This window comes from Dehalogenimonas formicexedens (assembly GCF_001953175.1).
In the GTDB taxonomy this organism is placed as follows: Bacteria; Chloroflexota; Dehalococcoidia; order Dehalococcoidales; family Dehalococcoidaceae; genus Dehalogenimonas; species Dehalogenimonas formicexedens.
Genome location: NZ_CP018258.1, coordinates 2,057,787 through 2,077,238 on the forward strand (window position 1 = coordinate 2,057,787; position 19,452 = coordinate 2,077,238).

Annotated in this window: 20 protein-coding genes; 5 read left to right on the forward strand and 15 right to left on the reverse strand. The window is 56.6% G+C overall.

Annotated features, from left to right (window positions below):
* Positions 1–2: 2 nt before the first annotated feature.
* The 3 genes from selA (at position 3) to Dform_RS11420 (ending at position 3,643) form a co-directional block, all read left to right on the forward strand.
* Positions 3–1,385, forward strand: coding sequence for an L-seryl-tRNA(Sec) selenium transferase (gene selA / locus Dform_RS10790; protein WP_076004972.1), 1,383 nt, complete (start codon positions 3–5; stop codon positions 1,383–1,385).
* A 108-nt stretch (positions 1,386–1,493) separates the two neighbouring features.
* Entirely contained in the window at positions 1,494–3,374 is a 1,881-nt protein-coding gene (selB, locus tag Dform_RS10795) for a selenocysteine-specific translation elongation factor (RefSeq protein WP_076004973.1), read from the forward strand.
* Positions 3,375–3,418: 44 nt separating this feature from the next.
* Entirely contained in the window at positions 3,419–3,643 is a 225-nt protein-coding gene (locus Dform_RS11420) for a hypothetical protein (RefSeq protein ID WP_158513508.1), read from the forward strand.
* Between the two features lie 11 nt (positions 3,644–3,654).
* Here Dform_RS11420 and Dform_RS10805 read toward each other — a convergent pair whose 3' ends face one another.
* The 7 genes from Dform_RS10805 to tatA all read right to left on the reverse strand — a co-directional run bounded on the left by Dform_RS10805 (position 3,655) and on the right by tatA (position 9,532).
* A complete protein-coding gene (locus Dform_RS10805; RefSeq protein ID WP_225973692.1) occupies positions 3,655–4,692 on the reverse strand; it encodes an FAD:protein FMN transferase in 1,038 nt (345 codons plus the stop codon).
* Between the two features lie 24 nt (positions 4,693–4,716).
* Entirely contained in the window at positions 4,717–6,564 is a 1,848-nt protein-coding gene (locus Dform_RS10810) for an FAD-dependent oxidoreductase (RefSeq protein WP_076004975.1), read from the reverse strand.
* Entirely contained in the window at positions 6,518–7,747 is a 1,230-nt protein-coding gene (locus Dform_RS10815) for a 4Fe-4S binding protein (protein ID WP_083635462.1), read from the reverse strand. Before Dform_RS10815 ends, Dform_RS10810 begins: the two co-directional genes overlap by 47 nt.
* Before the next feature lie 237 nt (positions 7,748–7,984).
* Complete coding sequence (tatC, locus tag Dform_RS10820) at positions 7,985–8,722, reverse strand: twin-arginine translocase subunit TatC (RefSeq protein WP_076004976.1); 738 nt, start codon at positions 8,720–8,722, stop codon at positions 7,985–7,987.
* Positions 8,723–8,751: 29 nt separating this feature from the next.
* A complete protein-coding gene (locus Dform_RS10825; RefSeq protein ID WP_076004977.1) occupies positions 8,752–8,976 on the reverse strand; it encodes a Sec-independent protein translocase subunit TatA/TatB in 225 nt (74 codons plus the stop codon).
* Between the two features lie 33 nt (positions 8,977–9,009).
* Entirely contained in the window at positions 9,010–9,246 is a 237-nt protein-coding gene (locus Dform_RS10830) for a twin-arginine translocase TatA/TatE family subunit (RefSeq protein ID WP_076004978.1), read from the reverse strand.
* Position 9,247: 1 nt separating this feature from the next.
* Positions 9,248–9,532: a twin-arginine translocase TatA/TatE family subunit gene (gene tatA, locus Dform_RS10835; protein WP_076004979.1), complete on the reverse strand. Its 285-nt coding sequence runs from the start codon at positions 9,530–9,532 to the stop codon at positions 9,248–9,250.
* Between the two features lie 189 nt (positions 9,533–9,721).
* Here tatA and folP point away from each other — a divergent pair, with 189 nt between their 5' ends.
* Both folP and queD read left to right on the forward strand, forming a co-directional pair.
* Positions 9,722–11,083, forward strand: a complete 1,362-nt coding sequence (folP, locus tag Dform_RS11755; protein WP_076004980.1) for a dihydropteroate synthase — start codon at positions 9,722–9,724, stop codon at positions 11,081–11,083.
* Between the two features lie 15 nt (positions 11,084–11,098).
* A complete protein-coding gene (gene queD / locus Dform_RS10845; RefSeq protein ID WP_076004981.1) occupies positions 11,099–11,470 on the forward strand; it encodes a 6-carboxytetrahydropterin synthase QueD in 372 nt (123 codons plus the stop codon).
* A 161-nt stretch (positions 11,471–11,631) separates the two neighbouring features.
* Here the strand turns inward: queD and Dform_RS10850 are convergent, their stop codons facing one another.
* The 8 genes from Dform_RS10850 to recA all read right to left on the reverse strand — a co-directional run bounded on the left by Dform_RS10850 (position 11,632) and on the right by recA (position 19,433).
* Positions 11,632–12,054 carry a Zn-ribbon domain-containing OB-fold protein gene (locus Dform_RS10850; RefSeq protein WP_076004982.1) on the reverse strand — a complete coding sequence of 141 codons (423 nt, stop codon included), beginning with the start codon at positions 12,052–12,054 and terminating at the stop codon, positions 11,632–11,634.
* Positions 12,054–13,232 carry a thiolase C-terminal domain-containing protein gene (locus Dform_RS10855; protein ID WP_076004983.1) on the reverse strand — a complete coding sequence of 393 codons (1,179 nt, stop codon included), beginning with the start codon at positions 13,230–13,232 and terminating at the stop codon, positions 12,054–12,056. Before Dform_RS10855 ends, Dform_RS10850 begins: the two co-directional genes overlap by 1 nt.
* A 26-nt stretch (positions 13,233–13,258) precedes the next feature.
* Positions 13,259–13,945, reverse strand: a complete 687-nt coding sequence (locus Dform_RS10860; protein ID WP_076004984.1) for a glycerol-3-phosphate acyltransferase — start codon at positions 13,943–13,945, stop codon at positions 13,259–13,261.
* Positions 13,946–13,975: 30 nt separating this feature from the next.
* Positions 13,976–14,803, reverse strand: a complete 828-nt coding sequence (locus Dform_RS10865) for a PHP domain-containing protein (RefSeq protein WP_076004985.1) — start codon at positions 14,801–14,803, stop codon at positions 13,976–13,978.
* A 162-nt stretch (positions 14,804–14,965) separates the two neighbouring features.
* Positions 14,966–15,736, reverse strand: coding sequence for a TIGR00282 family metallophosphoesterase (locus tag Dform_RS10870; RefSeq protein ID WP_076004986.1), 771 nt, complete (start codon positions 15,734–15,736; stop codon positions 14,966–14,968).
* A 414-nt stretch (positions 15,737–16,150) separates the two neighbouring features.
* On the reverse strand, positions 16,151–17,689 hold the full coding sequence (rny, locus tag Dform_RS10875) for a ribonuclease Y (RefSeq protein WP_076004987.1): 1,539 nt from the start codon (positions 17,687–17,689) through the stop codon (positions 16,151–16,153).
* A 72-nt stretch (positions 17,690–17,761) separates the two neighbouring features.
* Positions 17,762–18,316 carry a regulatory protein RecX gene (locus Dform_RS10880; RefSeq protein ID WP_076004988.1) on the reverse strand — a complete coding sequence of 185 codons (555 nt, stop codon included), beginning with the start codon at positions 18,314–18,316 and terminating at the stop codon, positions 17,762–17,764.
* Between the two features lie 94 nt (positions 18,317–18,410).
* Entirely contained in the window at positions 18,411–19,433 is a 1,023-nt protein-coding gene (gene recA, locus Dform_RS10885; protein ID WP_076005161.1) for a recombinase RecA, read from the reverse strand.
* Positions 19,434–19,452 lie beyond the last annotated feature (19 nt).

Consider the following 19,452-nt stretch of genomic DNA (forward strand, 5'->3'; position numbering starts at 1 on the left):
AAATGCCTAACGACAACCAGAACGAACTACGTAAATTGCCCTCGGTCGAAAAAGTCCTGTCCGGGCCCGATTTGGCGCCGGCCATCGACCGTTACTCCCATCCTGTAGTCACGGCCACCGTCCGGGAAATTATCGACCAAATCAGAGAACGTGTCGTCAAAGGCGGGCAGACTCCTCCTTTCGATGCTATCGTCGACATGGTCAAACATCACCTGGCGGTTGAATGGCCGGGATTTTTGGAACCCGTAGTAAACGCCACCGGCATCATCCTGCACACCAACCTCGGCCGTGCTCCGTTATCGCCCTCGGCTGTCGATGCTTTATCGAAAATTCTGGGCGGTTACTACGCTTTGGAGTTGGACCTGGACACCGGAGAACGCGGAGTCCGTGCCCAGTCCATGGAAAAGCTGCTTCAAATGGCCACCGGCGCCGAGAGTGCCCTGGTGGTCAACAACAATGCCGCTGCGGTGTTGCTCATCCTGTCCACCCTTGCCAAAGGCAAGGAAGTCATCGTTTCCCGCGGCGAACTGGTCCAGATCGGGGGCGGTTTCCGGGTGCCGGAGGTCATGGCGGCATCGGGGGCGATTCTTCGTGAGGTCGGCACCACCAATCAGACCTTTATCCGCGATTTCGAAGCGGCAGTCTCCGACCAGACGGCGATGCTCATGGTGGTGCACCGTTCCAATTTCGCTATCCGCGGTTTCACCCATGACACCGCCCTCCAGGAGCTGAAAGAACTGGCAAAACAGTTCGACCTGCCGCTGGTCCTTGACCTGGGCAGCGGCGCGATTATCGATACCGCTCTATTCGGCATGACTCACGAACCGACCGTCGCGGAGGCTTTTGCGTCAGGTGCCGACATCGTCTGCATCTCCGGCGACAAGCTTTTCGGCGGACCGCAATGCGGCATTATCCTGGGTAAAAAGAATTACATTGACGTATTACGAAAAAATCCCCTGCTGAGGGCCATCAGAATCGATAAATACGCCGCCGTGGCTGTTTCGGCAACCATTCTCCAGTACCTCAAGGGTCAAACCTCACAACTCCCTGTGTATCGGATGATGGGTGCGACCCTGGAAGAACTGGACCGTCGGTGCGGCATCCTTGTGGAAAAACTGGCGAAGGCCGGTTTCGCCGCAGAAGTGACCGACGGCGAGAGCCTGGCCGGCGGCGGTTCTCTGCCTGACGAAACCCTGCCGACGCGCCTTATCGAGATTGCGATCCCGGGCTCGATGGATAATTTCTGCCACTGGCTGCGGCTCGGCTCCCCGCCGGTGTTGGGCTGCGTCCGCGGTGGCAAATTTATCATAGACTTGCGGACGGTATTTCCTGATCAGGAAGATGATTTAGTGCGAGCCATCGCAGCGGCTGCGGGGAAATCCTAGGAACTAGTCTTAAAGATCAACCTGTCAATCGGGTTTCGGATTTGTTCAGTGCTTGATCGTTAGGATTTAGGAGTTGAACAGGATTTTCTTGGGATTGGAGACGGATTCTTGCTCACGCTAGGCACCGCCGGCCACATCGACCACGGCAAGTCGAGCATCGTTAAAGCGCTCACCTCGATCGATCCCGACCGCCTGCCGGAGGAAAAAGAGCGCGGCATGACCATCGACCTGGGCTTCGCCTGGTTTGCCTTGCCTTCGGGAGAAAGGGTCGGGCTTGTCGATGTTCCAGGCCACCAGCATTTCGTTCGCAATGTGATCCCCGGCCTCACCGGCATCGACGCCGTCATGCTCATCGTCGCCGCCGACGACGGTTGGATGCCGCAGACCGAAGAACACCGTCAAATCATCGACCTTTTAGGCATCAACCGGGGACTGGTCGTCCTGAACAAAATCGACATTGCCGAAGCTGATTGGCGCGAGATGGTCAGGGCGGATATCGTCGCTCACCTCGCCGGCACCAGCCTGAATAACGTCCCGATAATCGAAGTATCGGCAAAAACCGGCGCTGGTATAGACTCTCTCAAAGCCGCCATCGAAAAACTGGCCGCCGAAGTCCGGCAGGAAGACATCAAAAAGCCCAGGCTTCCTATCGACCGGGTCTTCAACATCAAGGGAACGGGCACGGTAATCACCGGAACGCTGCATCACGGTTCGCTTTCAGTCGGCGACGAAATTACCATTTTGCCCGAAAACCTGACTTCTCACGTCCGCGCCATCGAGAGCTACAAACAGCATCTCACTCAGGCAATGCCAGGTTCCCGTGTCGCCCTGAATTTGTCAGGAATCAAGAAGGACGAATTGGAACGCGGCGATCTGATCGTGAAAAAAGGTCAGGAGACGCCGGTATCACGCTATCTGGACGCCGAACTGAAAATCTTGCCCTCGGTGAAACAGCCCCTGAAGACCGGGGCTGAGGTTTCGTTGTTCTTCGAGACGGCGGAGCTGCCGGCGAGGGTCATCGCTCTTGGAGGCAAGGAACTGAACCAGGGCGGTCCATCGATGGTGCAATTGAGGCTCGATCGAGAGGTTTCCACCCTGATCGGTGAGCGTTTCATTTTGAGGAAGAGTTCTCCCGCCGAGACTATTGGCGGCGGACGAATTCTCGATCCGACGGCAGAAAGGTACCAGTTGAAAAACGCCGCACAAAAGCTGGAGATTTTAAATATACGGCGCAATTTGGACATTGATTCGGCGGTGATCACCGAACTATCGAAAACTCAGTTCGCTTCACGGCAGGGGTTCTTGAGAGAAACCGCCTTTTCCGACACCGCGATTGGAAAATCAATCGAGGGTCTGGCTAAAAAGGGGTCTTTGGCTGCCCGCGGCCTGTGGCTGATAGACCGAAAATACTGGTCGGATACCCAGCTGCGGTTTCTTGGAATCCTGGCGGCGGCGCACCAGGCTGAACCACTCAATAAAGGGCTTGCCCAGGCCGAGGCCGCTGCCAAACTTGCGTTGCCCCCCGAATTATTCGCTGCCCTTGTCGATGAACTCATCGGACAAAAGAAAATCATCCGTTCCGAAGACGTTGTCGCGTTGTCGAGCCATAAGCCGATGCTTTCCGGCGGGCAATCGGAGATGGAGAACCGCATCATTGCGACGATCGAAAAAAATCCGCAGGCGCCACCCACCCGGACCGAACTGCTTCAATCCATGAATGGGGCTGCCACCGTACTCCGGTACTTGTTGGAACAAGGTAAGGTCGTCGAACTGCCTGAAGGCATCCTGTTGTCGGCTGCTCAATACCGGTCAACGCGGCAAAAGATCATCGATATCTTGAAATCCAAAGGTCAGATCGCCATTCAGGATATGGCGGCCATCACCGGCTTCTCCAGGAAATACTCAATCCCGTTTCTCACGCGCTTAGACCAGGAAGGCCTCACCAAGCGCCAGGACAACGTCAGGATCCCAGCCCGCAAACTGGAATAACTTCCCCGCCGATCTAGTGAGTCGTTACCGGGGCCGCTGACGTGGTGGAAGCAGTGGTCGCCGGTGCGGTAGTGGTGGGCGGCCGGGTCGTGGTAGTGGGCGGACGTGTCGTCGTGTTCAACGGTGTGAAGGTCTGGGTCGGCTCCGAATTCATGGCTTGGTTGACCCCGAAAATCAAGCTGATGACCGCTGCGGCAACCACCGGCGCCGTAATCAAAATGCTTTTGCTTAGCGATGCGTCAGCCATTTTCAGACCTCCAAAACACTAAACACAATCGAGCTATTGCGGGACCACCTGAACGGCGCTTTGGAATCCGCTGGTAGAGTACTTGTTCATGTTTTTGTCGATGAGGAGCGCCTCAACTCCCGGTAGGCTTTCCAGAAGTGAAAGGGCGTCGGTTTTACCCATTACCATGGCCGAGGTAGAAAGGGCATCAGCATAAGCGGTATCCGATGCGATAACGGTGGCCGATGCCAGTTCCCTGGGTGAATGACCGATCCGGGGATCGATGATGTGGTTCCAGCTGAAGTCGGGTGTGAAGGTGTTCTCATAGTCTCCCGAGGTGGCGATGGAATCGTTCGTCGTCTGGAAGACCTCGTAATAACCGGCCAGGGCCCTCGGGTGGGTCAAGCCGATCTTCCACGGCTGGCCGTCGTCCCTGGCGCCTCTTAAGGACATATCGCCGGAGCCTGCCACCAGAACCCGGGAATACCCTCGGTTACGGAGCATCGAAGCTGTTTGGTCGACGACAAAACCCTTGGCTATGCTGTCCAGGGTCAGGCACATGCCCGGCGCCGCCAGCGAAATACGCCTTTCCTTAATTTCGATGCCCTGGTAACCGACCAGATCTTTGGCAACGTCGATCTGTTTATCCGAAGGTGGCGAGCCGCCCTCGGCAAAACTGTCGACGTAGAGGTTGAGAAGAGGCAGGACACTTATGTCATAAGCGCCGCCGGTAATCCCGGAGATATATTTAGCCTTTTGAACGATACCAAGCAGCTCAGGCGGGGCGTTATCGATATACCCGTCACGGTTCAGCATCGCCAAACCGCTGCCGGGATCGAAACGGGAGAATATCGAAGAAAGCCGCTCGACTTCGGCGAAACCTTCACGGATCGCCGATGCCGCGATTTCCGGTTCAGGGTCGACTAGTTTGATGGTAATGAACGTCCCAAGTAGCTCGCGGGTCTCGCTAACCTCTTTGACGCCCCCGGTGGCCAGCAGTTCCTTGATGCCCACCCCGCCAAGCGCCAGGACGCCAGCCCCTACGGCACTTATTCGGACGAAATCCCGACGGGTAAGTTTGTTCTTCAACATAATAATTCCTGCCTCACTGGGGGGTTAAGCGTTAATTTTAGAAAGGAGGACGGCAATAACCATCAGGGCTCCAGTCGCCACCAGTATCCTCAGGGCATACAGATAGACTTTACGTTTGCCCGCCTGCCCAGCGGACTCGGCGTGTTCAATCCCTTGCCGTGCCTCGACCGCGGTGGTGTAGCCAGTCCCGGGCGTGATGGCGTTCCACATGCACGCCTCGACGCAACGGCCGCAAAAAACGCACGCGTTGGTGTCAAGATTATAGCCTTTGAGGTCGTAGCACAGGTCGCATTTAAGGCAGCGCTCGGCATCGAGTTTGGCTGCTTTCTCATCAAGTGTCTGTTCCGAAGCCGCCTGGCTGCCGTCGGCCGCTCGTACCTGTTTCACCGGAATTGGTGATGGCATCCTTCTTAGCAGGCTTCGGATCGGGGTAATGGCTCTGGAAGATTCCGGCGGCGCGAGTTGTTGATCGAGATTACCACTGCCACCCAAGTAGCGATCAGCCATTGACGCGGTCCAGCGCCCGGCGGCGATCGACTCGACCACGGAACGTTGTTCGTTAACGGCGTCGCCGGCGGCAAAGACGCCTCTCCGGCATACCTCCAGGTCACCCTGCGGGGTGTCACCTGCTCGGCCCAGAGCCGAAATCACGATGTCGGCGGGGTATTTTTCTTCGGTGTTTGGTAAAGGATCGTAGCCGAGTGCGCCTGTCCGGTCGTAACCGAAGGCGCGGATTTTTTGTCCCAGGATACCCGCCGCTTTGCCGTTTTCTGAGTAGACCCGGTAAAAAAGGGACGAGGAGTGGACGATCACGCCCTCGGCGACAGCCTCGTCGACCTCGAAGGAATCAGCTTCCCTGTCCCCGGTGTGTTCCTGACCGAAGATGTGGACTTCCTTGGCGCCGGACCTGGCCGCGGCGGTGGCTAACCTGAAGGCGAGGCTGCCGCCGCCGAGGATGATCACCTTCTGCCCGAATTCCACCGGTTTCCCGGCATCCAGGTCAGCCATGATGGTCTCTCCGTCGGAAACTCCGGCATCCCGCGATCCGGGAATAGGCAGTTTCAGGGATTTCCCCCAGCCGAGGATGCCGGTAGCCAGCACCGCCGAATCGAAGCCCTGGCCAAACAGAGATTCCACGGATTCAACCCTGGAATTGGTCTTGATTTCCACCCCGAAACTTTCGATAGTGCTAATCTCAAGGTTCATCACATTCTTGGGAAGCTGGTACTCCGGGATGCTGGACAGCATTTTGCCGCCCTTATCCGGCAGCGCCTCGAAAATGGTGACTTTGTGCCCCAAAAGAGCCAGATAGTAAGCGGTGGACAGGCCAGCCGGTCCTGATCCGATAACGGCGATTTTCTTACCGGTTGGCGCAGCGAGATTGAGTTTCTGCCGCCAGGAGCCGTCGTCTTTTTCGGCGGCGAATCGCTTAAGAGCCCTTATGAGCAGGGAACCTTCATATTCGTTACGCTGACAAGCCGACTCGCATGGGTGTTTGCAGATATAGCCCAAAACGAGAGGGAAAGGAACGCGTTCCCGCATGACGGAAACGGCTTCGGCGTACTTACCCTCGGCGATAAAGCGAATGTAACGAGATGCATCCAGCCCCGCCGGGCAAGCCTGGGAACATGGCGCGGTGCGCATTCTCTTTTTGAGCTGCCGGGTGCGTTCAAGGGTGATGGCATCCACCGGGCAGGCGCGGTTGCAGCGGTCACACGAGGTACATTTGGCTTCGGACCACTTGAATTCCTGATGGGCGCCAAACGTCTGCTTGCCCCTTGAAACCGCTTGTTCCGGGACGATGACGATATTCCGATTATCGATTTTAGCCAATTCGGTTTCCTCCGGCGCTGCCAGCGGTGAGGCGTCCATAGGTATTTACCGCCCACGTCCGAATCTTGAGAACAATATCCATGGTGGCTCCCACCGGACACAGGTAATGGCACCAGAAGTTATAAATGAACAGACCTATCCCCAATACGGATCCGAGGAGCAACCATTGGGCAAGATTGCCCTGCAGACTGAAGACGGTGTTCCACGGCTCGTACACGGCAAGCTGCGGCGATCTGAAAATAAATACCAGCATTACTACCGCCCACAAGATGACATAGCGGCTGTTTCGCAGCGCCAATTGAAGACGGCTTACCGGCCTAACCTGGCTTCCGCCAAGGAAATGGACACCTTCCTGAAGGGCGGAAAACGGACAGATCCAGAAACACCAGAAATTCTTACCCACAGTCAGCGCCAAAAGAAGTACGCCGAAGACCATGATGTAAAGGAACGGATTGGTGAAAATCGATGGTGCGTAACCGATGGGAAACACCACAAAGTTAATCAGCGACAGCATCGCTGACGACCACACACCGAAAACAGCCAGGCCGAACATAAGCATCACATAACGAGGCCACCGCTTCTGCTTCAGACCGGGAATCATTCGGAAGGCGATTACCAGAACGAGGGCAACAATAAGAAGAATTTCCTCCGGACCGATTTTGATCTGTTGCGGTGGACCAACATACGGTTTGCCAAGTTGCTCGGCCAGGAGCAGACGCCCGCCGTAAACACCTTGAGCAACCCCTATCGAGGATCGAGTGGCTCCAGTTGTGGCGTCGATGTCAGTGCCGAGGGTAAAAGGATCAGAAAAAGTCCGCCCTATGTACTGGCTGAAATAGCTGGAGAAATCTCCAAGGGGTTTATTCAACCTGGCGTACCAGACCGGCGTCTCTTTAAGCTCCGGGACCTGCAGGTTGGTTATGGTACCGTCCATGGTCCAGGCAACCATGACCACCATGGGACCTCCGTACCCCTGGCCTTTACCTGCGGTGACCCAGCCGATTTGGGTACCGTTGGCCGTGGCCGAGTAAAGGTATTGCCCTTCCGAGGGTTTGCTGGAGACAAGTTGGAAAGTGGCATTGGGGATGGCATCGTCAAGGTATTTGGCGACGTCGGTCTTGAGATTGAGTTGTCCGAAAATCCAGGCGCCGGCGAGAGACACTACGGCTCCGATGATAATCGCCGTCCTGCCGTGAATCCGCCAGAAACTGCTTTGCGTCAAGCCATGCCTCTCTTCCTGTCCCCCTCGTCCCAGCGATCAAGCCGCCTCAACAGAAAAGTGTCGGCAGATTATAGTTCCAGCCCAAAAAGGTGTCAATACGTTAGCAAGATTGGTCCGTCACTGACCTTTTATAGACATTTGTCCCTTTACTCAGATAATAGGGGTAATTGATTAGTGAATGATAGAGGAATTAGCGGTTTAAGCCTGAAAATATTTTTCTTCAGACCACCGAAGGGGTTACGCGACGCCTTGAATTGAGGGTTTGCGCTTTTTGACGATCCTGGTCAACCAGATACTCAGCTCATACAGGACGATGAGCGGAGCTGCGACAATCGTCTGGTTGATGGGATCGAAGGTTGGGGTGATAAAAGCAGAGATAATAAACGCCAAGACAAACCATATCTTGCGTTTGGAAGCGAGCCATTTCGAGGTAACGAGGCCCACCGCGGAAAGAGCCATAAGGATGATAGGCAGTTCGAAAACCAAGCCGATTATCACCAGCATACGGAGTACTATATCGACATAATTGGAGATACGAGGCATGACCGTAACATCGCCAATAGTAAAGGTGAACAAGAAGTGAATAGCGGGCGGCAACGCGATAAAATAAGCGAAAGCCACACCGGCCAGGAACATGAATACGATGAACGGGAAGAATAGAAACAAAAATCGCTTTTCTTTTGCCGTAAGAGCAGGGGTCAGAAAGGCAAACATCTGGTATATGATCCATGGCATGGCGATGATAAAGCCTGCAGTCATCGCTACCTTAAAATAGGTGCTGAAGGTTTCCAGCATCTCAGTGGCGATAATGTTCCCAGCCAGATCTCCGGCCGGGCGTTCAAGAAGGAGTACAAGTTTATCGGCTACGAACATGCCGATAATGACACCTACCACAAGCCCCAGAATGGAACGAATAAACCGCTGCCGCATCTCGGTGAAGTGTTCGGTTATGGGCAAACGTTTTTCGTCGGTCATTTATCAGCTAAGATCTTTCAGACTTCCGCTTATTTTTTGTCGATTGAAGACTTGCCGGAATCGACAGGCTTGGTTGGGGAACTATCGATGGCTTTGGTAAACTCTTTTGTCATGTCCGTGGTGACTCTCCGGAAGCTGCGCAAAAATTCCCCGGCTTTCCTGGCAAATTCAGGAATTCTATTGGGACCGAAGACGAGAGTGGCCACCACGAGAATCGTGAGAATCTCGAAAGTGCCCATGCCAAATAAATTCATCTAATTAATATTGCTCCAGATTATTTAAAGGGATCAGCCGGCTTTAGAGCTTCGTTTCTGTTCGAACACCCGCCGGTTAATTTCTTTAGCCGCGGCGCCATCGTGGAGGCTAGTAACGATCTTGGTCTTGTTTTTATCTCCGCCGACGGCTTGGCGCAATTGCCGGATGCCTGTACCGAGATTCTTTCCCAGCGAGGGCGCAAACCCGGCGCCAGTGACGACCAGGATAATTGCAAGTATTAGAATAATTTCAAGTGGACCGAATTTCATATCAGCCTTTCTTTGACTGGTCAGTCTGCCATTTCTTGAACGCAGCCAGATCTTCTTCGCTCACCTTGGCGGGAGCCTCAATATCTGTGGCTTCAGTTTTGGCTTGTTCGGCAGCGTTTTCGGTAGTTTCATCGCTCTTTGCTTCTTCGCCTTCGCCGGACACGCCCTGTTTGAAGGACTTCAAACCCTCACCCAGCGATTTGCCGATCTGGGGCAACTTACCGACACCAAAAATAAGAATAACGACAACAAGAATCAGGATGATCTCGGGCGGTCCTAACCTCATTTCAACCTCCTCAGTTGAAGCAAACCCTATTTGCGAATTACGGGTTAATGATACCGCCCATTCATTTATCTTGTCAATCGTCACTAGACATAATGTTGGAGAAATTAGCAAACTCTTACAAGGACTGCTAACTGGCAAGCAAAGCGCCTCCCTTGCCACTCAACCTGTCCAACGCTATCATAAACACCGATGAACATCCGCACCGGATTGCCTAACGCCACCCGAATCGGCAAACGCGATTTCCAGTGGGGGAAACGCACCTTCATCATGGGCATACTTAACGTTACGCCAGACTCCTTTTCAGGAGACGGAGTGGGGTATGACATTGATAGTGCCGTCGCCAGGGCGAAGCAAATGGTCCTGGAAGGCGCGGATATTATCGATGTCGGCGGTGAATCTACCCGCCCAGGCGCCCCGGAGATCTCAGTCGCGGAAGAAATCGACCGGGTTGTCCCAGTCATCCGCGCACTCAGTTTCGAGATCGATGTCCCCATAAGCGTCGACACTTACAAATCGGAGGTGGCGGAAGCCTCTATCCGGGCGGGGGCGGCGATGATCAATTCGGTCTATGGCTTGAAACGGGACCCCAGTTTGGCCGGAGTCGCTTCACGTTTGAACGTCCCGATCATCCTGACCTCATCCCAGCGGGACGAACCGGCGAAAGACATCATCTCGGCGGTTCTCACAGACCTGCTTGGCGCCATCCAAGCCGCTGAATCCGCATGTGTAGCCAAGGACAATATCATCGTTGATCCTGGTTTCGGATTCGGTAAAACAGTCCAACAGAACCTAGAGTTGCTCCGCCGATTGGATGCGCTTAAAACCCTGGGCAAGCCAATCTTGCTCGGCACTTCACGCAAGTCAACCATCGGCAGAGTACTGGGTGACATCCCGCCGGACCAGCGTCTTTTCGGCACGATCGCGACTACCGCCATCGGGATTATGAACGGCGCCAGCATTATCCGTGTCCATGATGTCGCAGAAAATGTCCAGGCCGCCCGGATGACCGGCGCCGTGGTCTTTGGGTTCGGCTTCGGCAGCAACCAGTTCCATCAAATCTTCCTGGGGCTCGGTTCGAATCTGGGGGACCGGCTGGAAAACCTGGAATCAGCATTAAAGTTAATCAGCGAGAAAGTGACCGTCACGCGGACTTCTCCCATCTACGAAACGCTACCCCTTGGGGTTTCCGAACAACCCAAATTCTTGAATCTGGTTATCGAAGGAAACACCGCGGAGACGCCCGAAGGTCTGCTGGGATTTCTGAAGTCGATCGAACAGAAGTTGGGCAGGGGAGATGCCGGATCGGATGCCCCTCGACCGATCGACATCGATATTCTGTTCTTCGATGATCTAACCATGTCCGGTGAATCTCTCGTGATACCCCACCCGCGCCTGTCCCAAAGGGCGTTCGTCCTTGTCCCCTTGAACGAGCTTGCGCCCGACCTCGTTCATCCGGTTATGAAAAAGACCGTTAACGAGCTTCTGGCAGCCCTGGACAACACGCGTGGGGTCGAGCTTTACAGCGGCTCTCTCCACGGTAAAAAAGCTTAAAGAAGGTCGAAGCCTATGTATTACATTGCCGTCGAAAATCACTTTGACGCCGCCCACTTCCTCCGTGGTTACCAGGGCAAATGTGAAAATCTGCACGGGCACCGTTATAAAGTGGCGGTAAAGGTCTCTTCGGCGACGCTCAACGAGACCGGTTTGGTTATTGACTTCAGGGAGATAAAGGACGCGCTGAAACCCGTGATCGACCGCTTCGACCACACCCTCCTGAACGACGTGCCGCCTTTCGACCAGATCAATCCTTCAGCCGAGAACCTGGCACGCACCATTTTCGAGGCAATTAAACCAGCGATCCACGGCGCCGTCCTCGAATCGGTTATGGTATGGGAATCCCCGGAATCCTGGGCTGAATACAAACCGCAGGTAGGATAGACAATGAAAGGTATTTTGGTTGGAATCGCGATAATTCTCTTCGGAATCGCCCTGATATTGGCTTCAAGCGGCAGTGGATTCGGACTGGCTATATCTTTGGCCGGCCTGTTGATTTCAATTATGTCTTCAACTGTCCGGCCGAACCAGGGTTCCTGAGTAAATTATTCGTACGCTTGATCAGTCACAAATCTGAACATTGGATAGGCCGCCTCACCGGCGGAATATTTATCGCCGCCGAAAACCCCGTGGCCGGTAGTTACCGTTTTCCCGATGGCACTCATGTCTAATTTATCGGGACAATCAGTGTCGATGCGGCCTATTAGATAAGGACCCTCCTCAAGGGCAACCAGCGCCATAGCGTACGGGAGTTCCTTATCCCTCCCTTCGGCGGCTACGAACAGGGTGGTGTAGCTGGCTATCTTGCCCCTGCCGGAAAGCTGGACAACCTCAAGGTCAGCATCGCCGCACCGTGGGCAGACCGCCCGCGGCGGGCAGAGAATGTCTCCGCAACCGCATTTCAAGCCAAGAAGGCGCCCTTCCCTCAGCGCGGTGTCATATTCCTTGAAAGATAATTTTATCGCCATCACCAGCCTCGCTTGAAGACCATGCTGACCATAGTGCCGCCGTCGCCGCCTAGGGTATCGGTCAGGCCGATTTTGGCGTCGGGCACCTGGCGCTCAGATTCCACCTCACCCCGGAGTTGCCGCACGATCTCATATACCTGGGCGGCCCCGGTGGCGCCGATGGGATGCCCCTTGCTTTTTAAGCCGCCCGATGGGTTGATCGCCACTTTGCCGCCGATGTCCGCCTCACCCTTCATCCAGGCCTCTCCAGCCTTGCCGTAATCGAAGAAGCCCAACCCCTCGGCGGCGATGAGACTGGCTATCGAGAAACAGTCGTGCAGTTCGCAAACATCGATGTCACCCGGGGTCACGCCGGCCATGGCGTAAGCCTGTTTCGAGGCCATTTCACGGGCTTTCAACCGGGGCAGGTATTCGCCTTGTGAGGCCAGCGGCCCCGAAGATGCTTGTCCTGCCCCTGCGATGAACACCGGCTTTGGCGAAAGCACCCTGGCTTTGTCCTCTGAAGCGATGATCAAAGCCGCCGCACCGTCGGAAAACGGGCAGCAGTCGTGGAGCTGGATAGGGGTGGCGACGGTGAAACTCTTGAGCACGTCGGGGATGGTGACTGATTTCCGCAGGTGCGCCTTAGGGTTGAACATGCCGTGTTTGTAAGATTGTACCGACACCTGGGCCATCTGTTCTTTGAGCTTCTCGATCGGCAGGCCGTATCGGGCGGCGTAACGGTGCGCCAGCAGGGCGAACACGCCGGGAAAGGTCATGCCCGCCGGGAACTCGTACCGTGAATCTGAAAACATGGCGAAAGTGCGGGTAGCCAGCGGCGTCCCGAGCGAAGCGGCGCGTTCGACCCCACCGGCGATTACGATATCGTAGACCCCGGAAGCGACGAGAAGGAAGGCGTCTCTAACAGCCATCGAAGCCGAGGCACAGGCGCCGTCGTAGCGGTTGGCCGGCACATTCCAGGCGCCGATGTAATCGGCGATGAAGGCCGGCGTCATCCCCTGGCCTTCCGAAAAATCACCCAGCGCGTTGCCGACAAAAAGAGCCTGGACGTCCCTCGGCTGCAAATTGGCATCCGCCAGGGCGTCGAAGGCAGCTTCAGCAAATAATTCCGAAAGACTTTTTTCCTGGGCCCCGGAAAACCTGGTCTGCCCGGCGCCGATTACGGCTACTTTACGCATTTTAATGAATCTCGATCGCTAATTATTCAGCTGAAAGCCTTGCCCGAATTCTCCGACCTTGAAAGCCACAGGCGGCGGTTACGGATATCCCTGTCGAACACCAGACGGTTGATCAGCAATTCTCCCGTCGAAAGATCAGCCGCGAGGTCGCTCCGGGGGCCCGCCAACAGTCTACGAGCATAAGCAAGGGCTGTAATAGCCACCATCCCGGCGGTTACCGCCGCCCTGTTGTCGATGCCGAAAAACCCGGCGAAATAATAGGACAGAACCGGCAGCAGGAGCAGGGCGGCAAAAACCCCCAGGGACAGTTGCCTGAACGGAGCCAGGGAAAATGCCATCAGCAAAACAATCAGTCCCAGCAGCGGGGAGAAGGCGAGGATAACGCCGAGGCTGGTCAGGATCCCCCTGCCGCCCCGGAAGTTCAAATAAATAGGCCAGTTATGCCCCGCGATGCCGGCAAGGCCGACGATGAATTGCAGTCCCGTGTCCAGGCCGGCCCACCGCGCCGCCAATACGGCAAGAATGCCCTTGCTCAGGTCAAACACTGCCACCGGCAACACCCAGCGCTTGGAGGTGGCGGCCAGGACGTTGGAGGAACCGACGTTACCGGAGCCGAATTTCCTAAGGTCTATTCCACGGGTCCACCGGGCCACCAGGTACGCCACCGGAATGCTGGATACAAGGTAGGCGGCTAGTGCCAGGGCAAAAACCATATATTCTCCGAAAATCCTCGCTCGATCAATTTAAGGGCGCCGTGCCATCAGTCCCTCGACGGCCGATAGCGGCACCGGCTGTCCCCCGATCATCGTTTCAGTCACAGGATCGAGCCCGTGATAGTCGGTGCCGCCGGTGGCTACGAGTCCAAGCCGTTCCGCCAGAAGTTTCAATCTTTCGATCTCCCAGTCTTTGAAGCTGGAATAAAATACCTCAATGCCCGCCAGCCCGGCGGGGACGAGTTCCTCGATCAGCTTTTCGTAACCGGGCAACGTCAGCGGATGAGCCATCACCGGCACACCGCCGGAGGCCCGAATGAGCGCCACGGCTTCGGCGGGAGCCATCTTGATGCGTTCGACATAACCCGGGCCGCCGCGGCTGATGTACTTGTCGAAAGCCTCGCCGAGATACTTGATGTAACCTTTTTCAAGCATGGCCTGGGCAATATGCGGCCTGCCGATGACGGCCTCCCCGGCGATCTCCTTGACTCGTTCCCATTCGAGCGGCATGCCGAGTTCCCGGAGTCTCTCGACGATAGCCTGGCCCCGGTCCTCCCTGGAGATGCGCATGATCTTGAGCCGGCGGATCAGTTCCGGGTCCTGCCAGTCGATGAAGTACCCCAGGATGTGGACATCCCCGGCGGCCACGTCGGTTGACATCTCCACGCCAGGAATGACGGTCATGCTAGGGAATTTTTCGGCTTCGGCCAGTGCCTCGGCGATACCGTCAACTGAATCGTGGTCGGTCAGAGCCATGTATTTGAGCTTAAGGTAGCCTGCCTTGCGCACCACCTCGGCAGGGGAGAACACCCCGTCGGAGGCTGTCGAGTGCAGGTGGAGATCGACGCGGCTGACCATTAGCCGCCCTCCGGGCGGAAATCCGAAGCACGAAATCCAAAATCCGAAATGACTGCAGGGACATCCCTCGGCTGCAGGACTGTTTCCCGTCTTCCGGTTTCTGTCATTTGATATTTGGTCATTCTAATTTGTTTCGTATTTCGATATTCGGATTTCGGATTTTTAGATCGCCGCTTCCCGGTCCACGCGTTCGACGGCGATGGCCTTGCCCTCGGAATTGGTGGTGATAAGGACCGAGTTGAAAATGATCCGTGAACCTTTGGCTACGGAGAGGCGTTCGTACATGCCGGTAAGAAATCTTTTCAGCACGTCGTCTTTATCGTCGCCGATGATCGATTGCCAAGGACCCACCATGCCGATGTCGGAAACGCAGGCGGTGCCGCCCGGCAGGATTCTGGCGTCGACAGTGCCGACGTGCGTGTGCGTGCCGACTACACCGGTTACCCGGCCGTCGAGGAACCAGCCCATGCCCTGCTTTTCCGAAGTGGCCTCAGCGTGAAAATCGACGATCACGTGGTTCGGTTTTTTATCCAGGCTGGAGAGTAGACTGTCCATAGCCCGGAAAGGGTCATCGATAGTGTTCATGAAAGTCCGCCCCATGAGGCTGACCACCAGGACACCTTTGACAATGGCAAAACCCTTTCCCGGAACACCGGGGGGATAATTCAGCGGCCGCAGCACCGGCGCAGAACCCTCGAGCATCGGGATAATCTCGGACTGGGCAAAGATATGGTTGCCGGAGGTGATGACGTCGATGCCGTAGGAGAAAAGCTCCTCAGCCGTATCAGGCGTCAGGCCTTTGCCGCCGGCGGCGTTTTCACCGTTGGCGATGACGAAGTCGACGCCCAGGCCCAGCTTCAAGGCCGGCAGTATTTCCTTGACCGCCCGCCGCCCGGGCTTGCCGATAATGTCGCCGATAGCCAGTATTTTCATTTATCCCCGATGTTTTAAGATAGCCCGAAACGCCCTATTATGCCACTCATTGGGCGATCGTTCAACGCGGGCGGCTGTAATTCTCTTTTTGGGTCTAAACCCGCCGCTTGTGTTCTGTGTCCGTCGCTGGCTATACAGGCAGGATGCCTGTACTACCATCGAGGTTAATTGATGCCTTGGAGCAAACTCCGGGGCGAATATTTGATTGCCTTTCCTCTCCCACTCCTTTGCCTTCACGTAGAACCGGAGAAGAAAGGCACAAATACCGGCGAGGTCTATCAAAGGCACAGGAACACGGGGCGCACTCTACCCCTTCGCAGGATTCCGGCCAGCATGAACTGAAAAAACTAGGAGGGGCTTTCGCCCCTCCCTTAAATCCCTCTCAGTCTCCCTTTTCAAAGGGAGAAATCGGCTTTATCTGGCGTAGTCCGTCGCCCGGGTTTCGCGCAGCACTGTGACCTTGATCTGGCCGGGATAGTCCAGCCCTTCTTCGATCTTCTTGACGATATCGCGGGCCAGCCTCATCGAACCCAGGTCGTCGATCTCCTCCGGCCTGACCAGGATGCGGATCTCGCGCCCGGCCTGGATGGCGTACGACCGTTCAACGCCCTTGAAGCTGTTGGCAATCTCTTCCAGGGCTTTCAGGCGCTTGATGTAATTTTCCAGCGATTCGCGGCGGGCGCCGGGGCGGGCGCTGGAAACGGCGTCGGCGGCGGAAACCAGGAAGCCCCAGATCGAGGTTTCGGTCTGATCGAAGTGATGCTCGGCGACGCCGCGCACCACGTCGGGGTTCTTGTCCCACTGCTTGACCAGGTCGGCGCCGATGGCGGCGTGGGTGCCCTCGATATCGCGGTCGACGGCCTTGCCGATGTCATGGAGGAAGCCGGCGCGCCGGGCCACATTGACGTTGATGCCCAGGTCGGCGGCCATCATCCCGGCCAGCTGAGCCACTTCAACCGAGTGCTGCAGGACGTTCTGGCCGTAGCTGGTGCGGTACTTCAGGCGGCCCATGATCTTGACCAGTTCCGGTCTCAAGCCGTGGACGCCGGCGGAATAGGCCGCCTGCTCTCCGGCGGCCTGCATGGCGGCTTCGACCTCTTCCTTGGCCTTGGCCACCACCTCTTCGATACGGGCGGGATGGATGCGGCCGTCGATGACCAGCTTGGACAGCACCTGGCGGGCGATCTCGCGCCTGACCGGGTCAAAGCTGGAGATGGTCACCGCTTCCGGCGTGTCGTCGATAATCAGGTCGACCCCGGTGGCCTGTTCCAGGGCGCGGATGTTCCGGCCTTCGCGGCCGATGAGCCGGCCTTTCATTTCGTCGGATGGGATGGGCACGACCGAGACGGTGGTTTCAGTCACAATATCGGAGGCGGTGCGCTGAATGGCATGGATGATGATGTTGCGCGCCTTTTCATCGGCCTCTTCTTTAATCCGCTGCTCCCATTGGCGGATGCGGCGGGCTGACTCCACCTGCATCTCCGCTTCGACAATTTCCAGCAGCTGGTCTTTGGCCTCCTGGGTGGTCAAGCCGGCCACCTCTTCCAATTTCCGCTGCTCCTGGCCGCGGAGTTCTTCGACCCGGGCCAACTCTTCGTCGATCGATTTTTCGCGGGCCATGAGGGAGTGCTCGCGCTGGTCCAGGGTCTCAAGTTTGCGCTCCAGTGTTTCCACTTTCTGGGTTACCCGGGTCTCCTGCTTGGCCAGCTCGGTGCGGCGTTCGCGAAGTTCATTCTCATTGGCGAAACGCATTTTTTCCGCTTCATCGCGCGCGCTCTGGGCAATGGTTTTGGCCTCGGCGTTGGCTTCAGCGATGGTGTGAGCCGCCTTGCGCTGCGCCACCCTGAGCCTGCGGCTGTAGACCAATTGCCGGGAGAAGGTGATGAAAACACCTCCGGCGACCGCCCCGATAACGAAAGCTGCCAGGATATTCAGTGGATTAGCAAGGTCCATATTTTTAACCCCCGATTATTTTAAGTTTGTTGCCGTTTTGCCTGGGGGATAACGGCCTATCCTGTAATTGGTTCAAATACTCCCTTCGTCCGGCTCAACGCCCTGCGCCTTGAGCCGGACGAGAGTCCGCTCGATGGTATTCCAGTTGAAACCCCGTCTCCTGAGGAAATCCGCCAGCTTGCGCCGGCTTTCTTCCGGCGGCAAAGATTCCAGCCGCTTGAGCCTCGGCAAAACCGCGCGGTAGGCCGCCTCTCCGTCATCGATGGCGGAGACGGCCTCATCGGCGGTGCCGGCGTCGATGCCCTTGGTCTTGAGTTCCCGTTTGATGATGTAGGCTGACCTGGGACTGCCTGCCGACCGGTTTTCACTCCAGGACCGGGCGAAAGCGGCGTCGTCGATCAGGCCGGATGATTTCAACCGGCCGAGCGTCAATTCGATGTCGGTTTCGCCAAACCCCTTGCGGGTGAGCCTCTGGCGCATCTCGGATTCGGTGCGCGCCCGGTACCCCAGCAGTTTCAGGGCTGCCTGGTAGCAGGCGTCAGCCGGTTCTTTGGGCGGCCGGTCGGGGCCTTCCTCGTTCAGAAGCCTGGGTTGAGCCGGTTTTCCCGGTCGTCTCGCCAGAGGCAACCTCTCCCCCTTAAACAAGTATCGGGCGGAGGATGCCATGCCCTCGCGCCCGACACCAAAGGGTTTTACCTAAACTAAGAGCCTTTATTGGAGGCTATTCGGTTTCGATAAAGCTTGCGTTGGTGGCCGCCGCGGCACGGATATCCTTTTCGACGGCATCGGCCGTCTCGGGATGCTGGACGAGGAAATTCCTCGCCGCCTCCCGTCCCTGCCCCAGGCGAACATCACCGTAAGAGAAGAAAGCACCGGATTTCTTGATCACGTTGGATTCAACGCCCAGATCGATCAGGTTGCCCTCGCGGGAAATGCCCGAATCGAACAGGATGTCGAATTCGGCGCTCCTGAACGGGGGCGCCACCTTGTTCTTGACCACCCTGACCTTGACGTGGGTGCCGATGGCGGAGTTCCCGGATTTCAGGGTCTCCACCCGGCGCACGTCCAGCCGGACCGAGGCGTAAAACTTGAGCGCCCGCCCGCCGGGGGTGATCTCGGGGTTGCCGAAGACGATGCCCACTTTTTCGCGAAGCTGGTTGATGAAGATGACGGCGGTTCCCGTCGAGCCGATGGCCGCGGTCAGTTTCCGCAGGGCCTGGCTCATGAGGCGGGCTTGCAAGCCGACGTGGGAATCACCCATGTCGCCTTCAAGCTCAGCCTTGGGCACCAGGGCGGCTACTGAGTCGATGACCACCAGGTCGGCGCCGCCCGACCTTACCAGTTTTTCGCAGATATCGAGGGCTTCTTCTCCGGTGTCGGGCTGGGCGATGTAAAGCTCATCGAGGTTGATGCCGCAGGTCTTGGCGTATTTCGGGTCGAAGGCGTGCTCTACGTCGATGTAGAAAGCCTTGCCGCCCTGCTTCTGACACTGGGCGATGACGTGCTGCGCCAGCGTGGTCTTGCCGGAACCCTCGGGACCGAAGATCTCGGTCACCCGGCCGCGGGGGATGCCCCCGACGCCCAAAGCCAGGTCCAGCGAGATGGAGCCTGTCGGGATGACGTCCACCGCCATGGTGGAGGCCGCTTCCGACAGCTTCATGATGGCGCCCTTGCCGAATTGCTTCTCGATCAGCCCGACGGCTGCTTCCAGTGCTCTTTGCTTCTCTAAGTCAATGTTCGCCATGTTCTTGCCTTTCATTGTA

Coding starts and splice junctions, on each gene's coding strand:
- selA (WP_076004972.1), top strand. CDS start 3: ATGCCTAACGACAACCAGAACGAACTACGTAAATTGCCCTCGGTCGAA.
- Dform_RS10805 (WP_225973692.1), bottom strand. CDS start 4,692: ATGTTGAAGAACAAACTTACCCGTCGGGATTTCGTCCGAATAAGTGCC.
- Dform_RS10810 (WP_076004975.1), bottom strand. CDS start 6,564: ATGGACGCCTCACCGCTGGCAGCGCCGGAGGAAACCGAATTGGCTAAA.
- tatC (WP_076004976.1), bottom strand. CDS start 8,722: ATGACCGACGAAAAACGTTTGCCCATAACCGAACACTTCACCGAGATG.
- Dform_RS10825 (WP_076004977.1), bottom strand. CDS start 8,976: ATGAATTTATTTGGCATGGGCACTTTCGAGATTCTCACGATTCTCGTG.
- Dform_RS10830 (WP_076004978.1), bottom strand. CDS start 9,246: ATGAAATTCGGTCCACTTGAAATTATTCTAATACTTGCAATTATCCTG.
- tatA (WP_076004979.1), bottom strand. CDS start 9,532: ATGAGGTTAGGACCGCCCGAGATCATCCTGATTCTTGTTGTCGTTATT.
- folP (WP_076004980.1), top strand. CDS start 9,722: ATGAACATCCGCACCGGATTGCCTAACGCCACCCGAATCGGCAAACGC.
- queD (WP_076004981.1), top strand. CDS start 11,099: ATGTATTACATTGCCGTCGAAAATCACTTTGACGCCGCCCACTTCCTC.
- Dform_RS10850 (WP_076004982.1), bottom strand. CDS start 12,054: ATGGCGATAAAATTATCTTTCAAGGAATATGACACCGCGCTGAGGGAA.
- Dform_RS10855 (WP_076004983.1), bottom strand. CDS start 13,232: ATGCGTAAAGTAGCCGTAATCGGCGCCGGGCAGACCAGGTTTTCCGGG.
- Dform_RS10860 (WP_076004984.1), bottom strand. CDS start 13,945: ATGGTTTTTGCCCTGGCACTAGCCGCCTACCTTGTATCCAGCATTCCG.
- Dform_RS10865 (WP_076004985.1), bottom strand. CDS start 14,803: ATGGTCAGCCGCGTCGATCTCCACCTGCACTCGACAGCCTCCGACGGG.
- Dform_RS10870 (WP_076004986.1), bottom strand. CDS start 15,736: ATGAAAATACTGGCTATCGGCGACATTATCGGCAAGCCCGGGCGGCGG.
- rny (WP_076004987.1), bottom strand. CDS start 17,689: ATGGACCTTGCTAATCCACTGAATATCCTGGCAGCTTTCGTTATCGGG.
- recA (WP_076005161.1), bottom strand. CDS start 19,433: ATGGCGAACATTGACTTAGAGAAGCAAAGAGCACTGGAAGCAGCCGTC.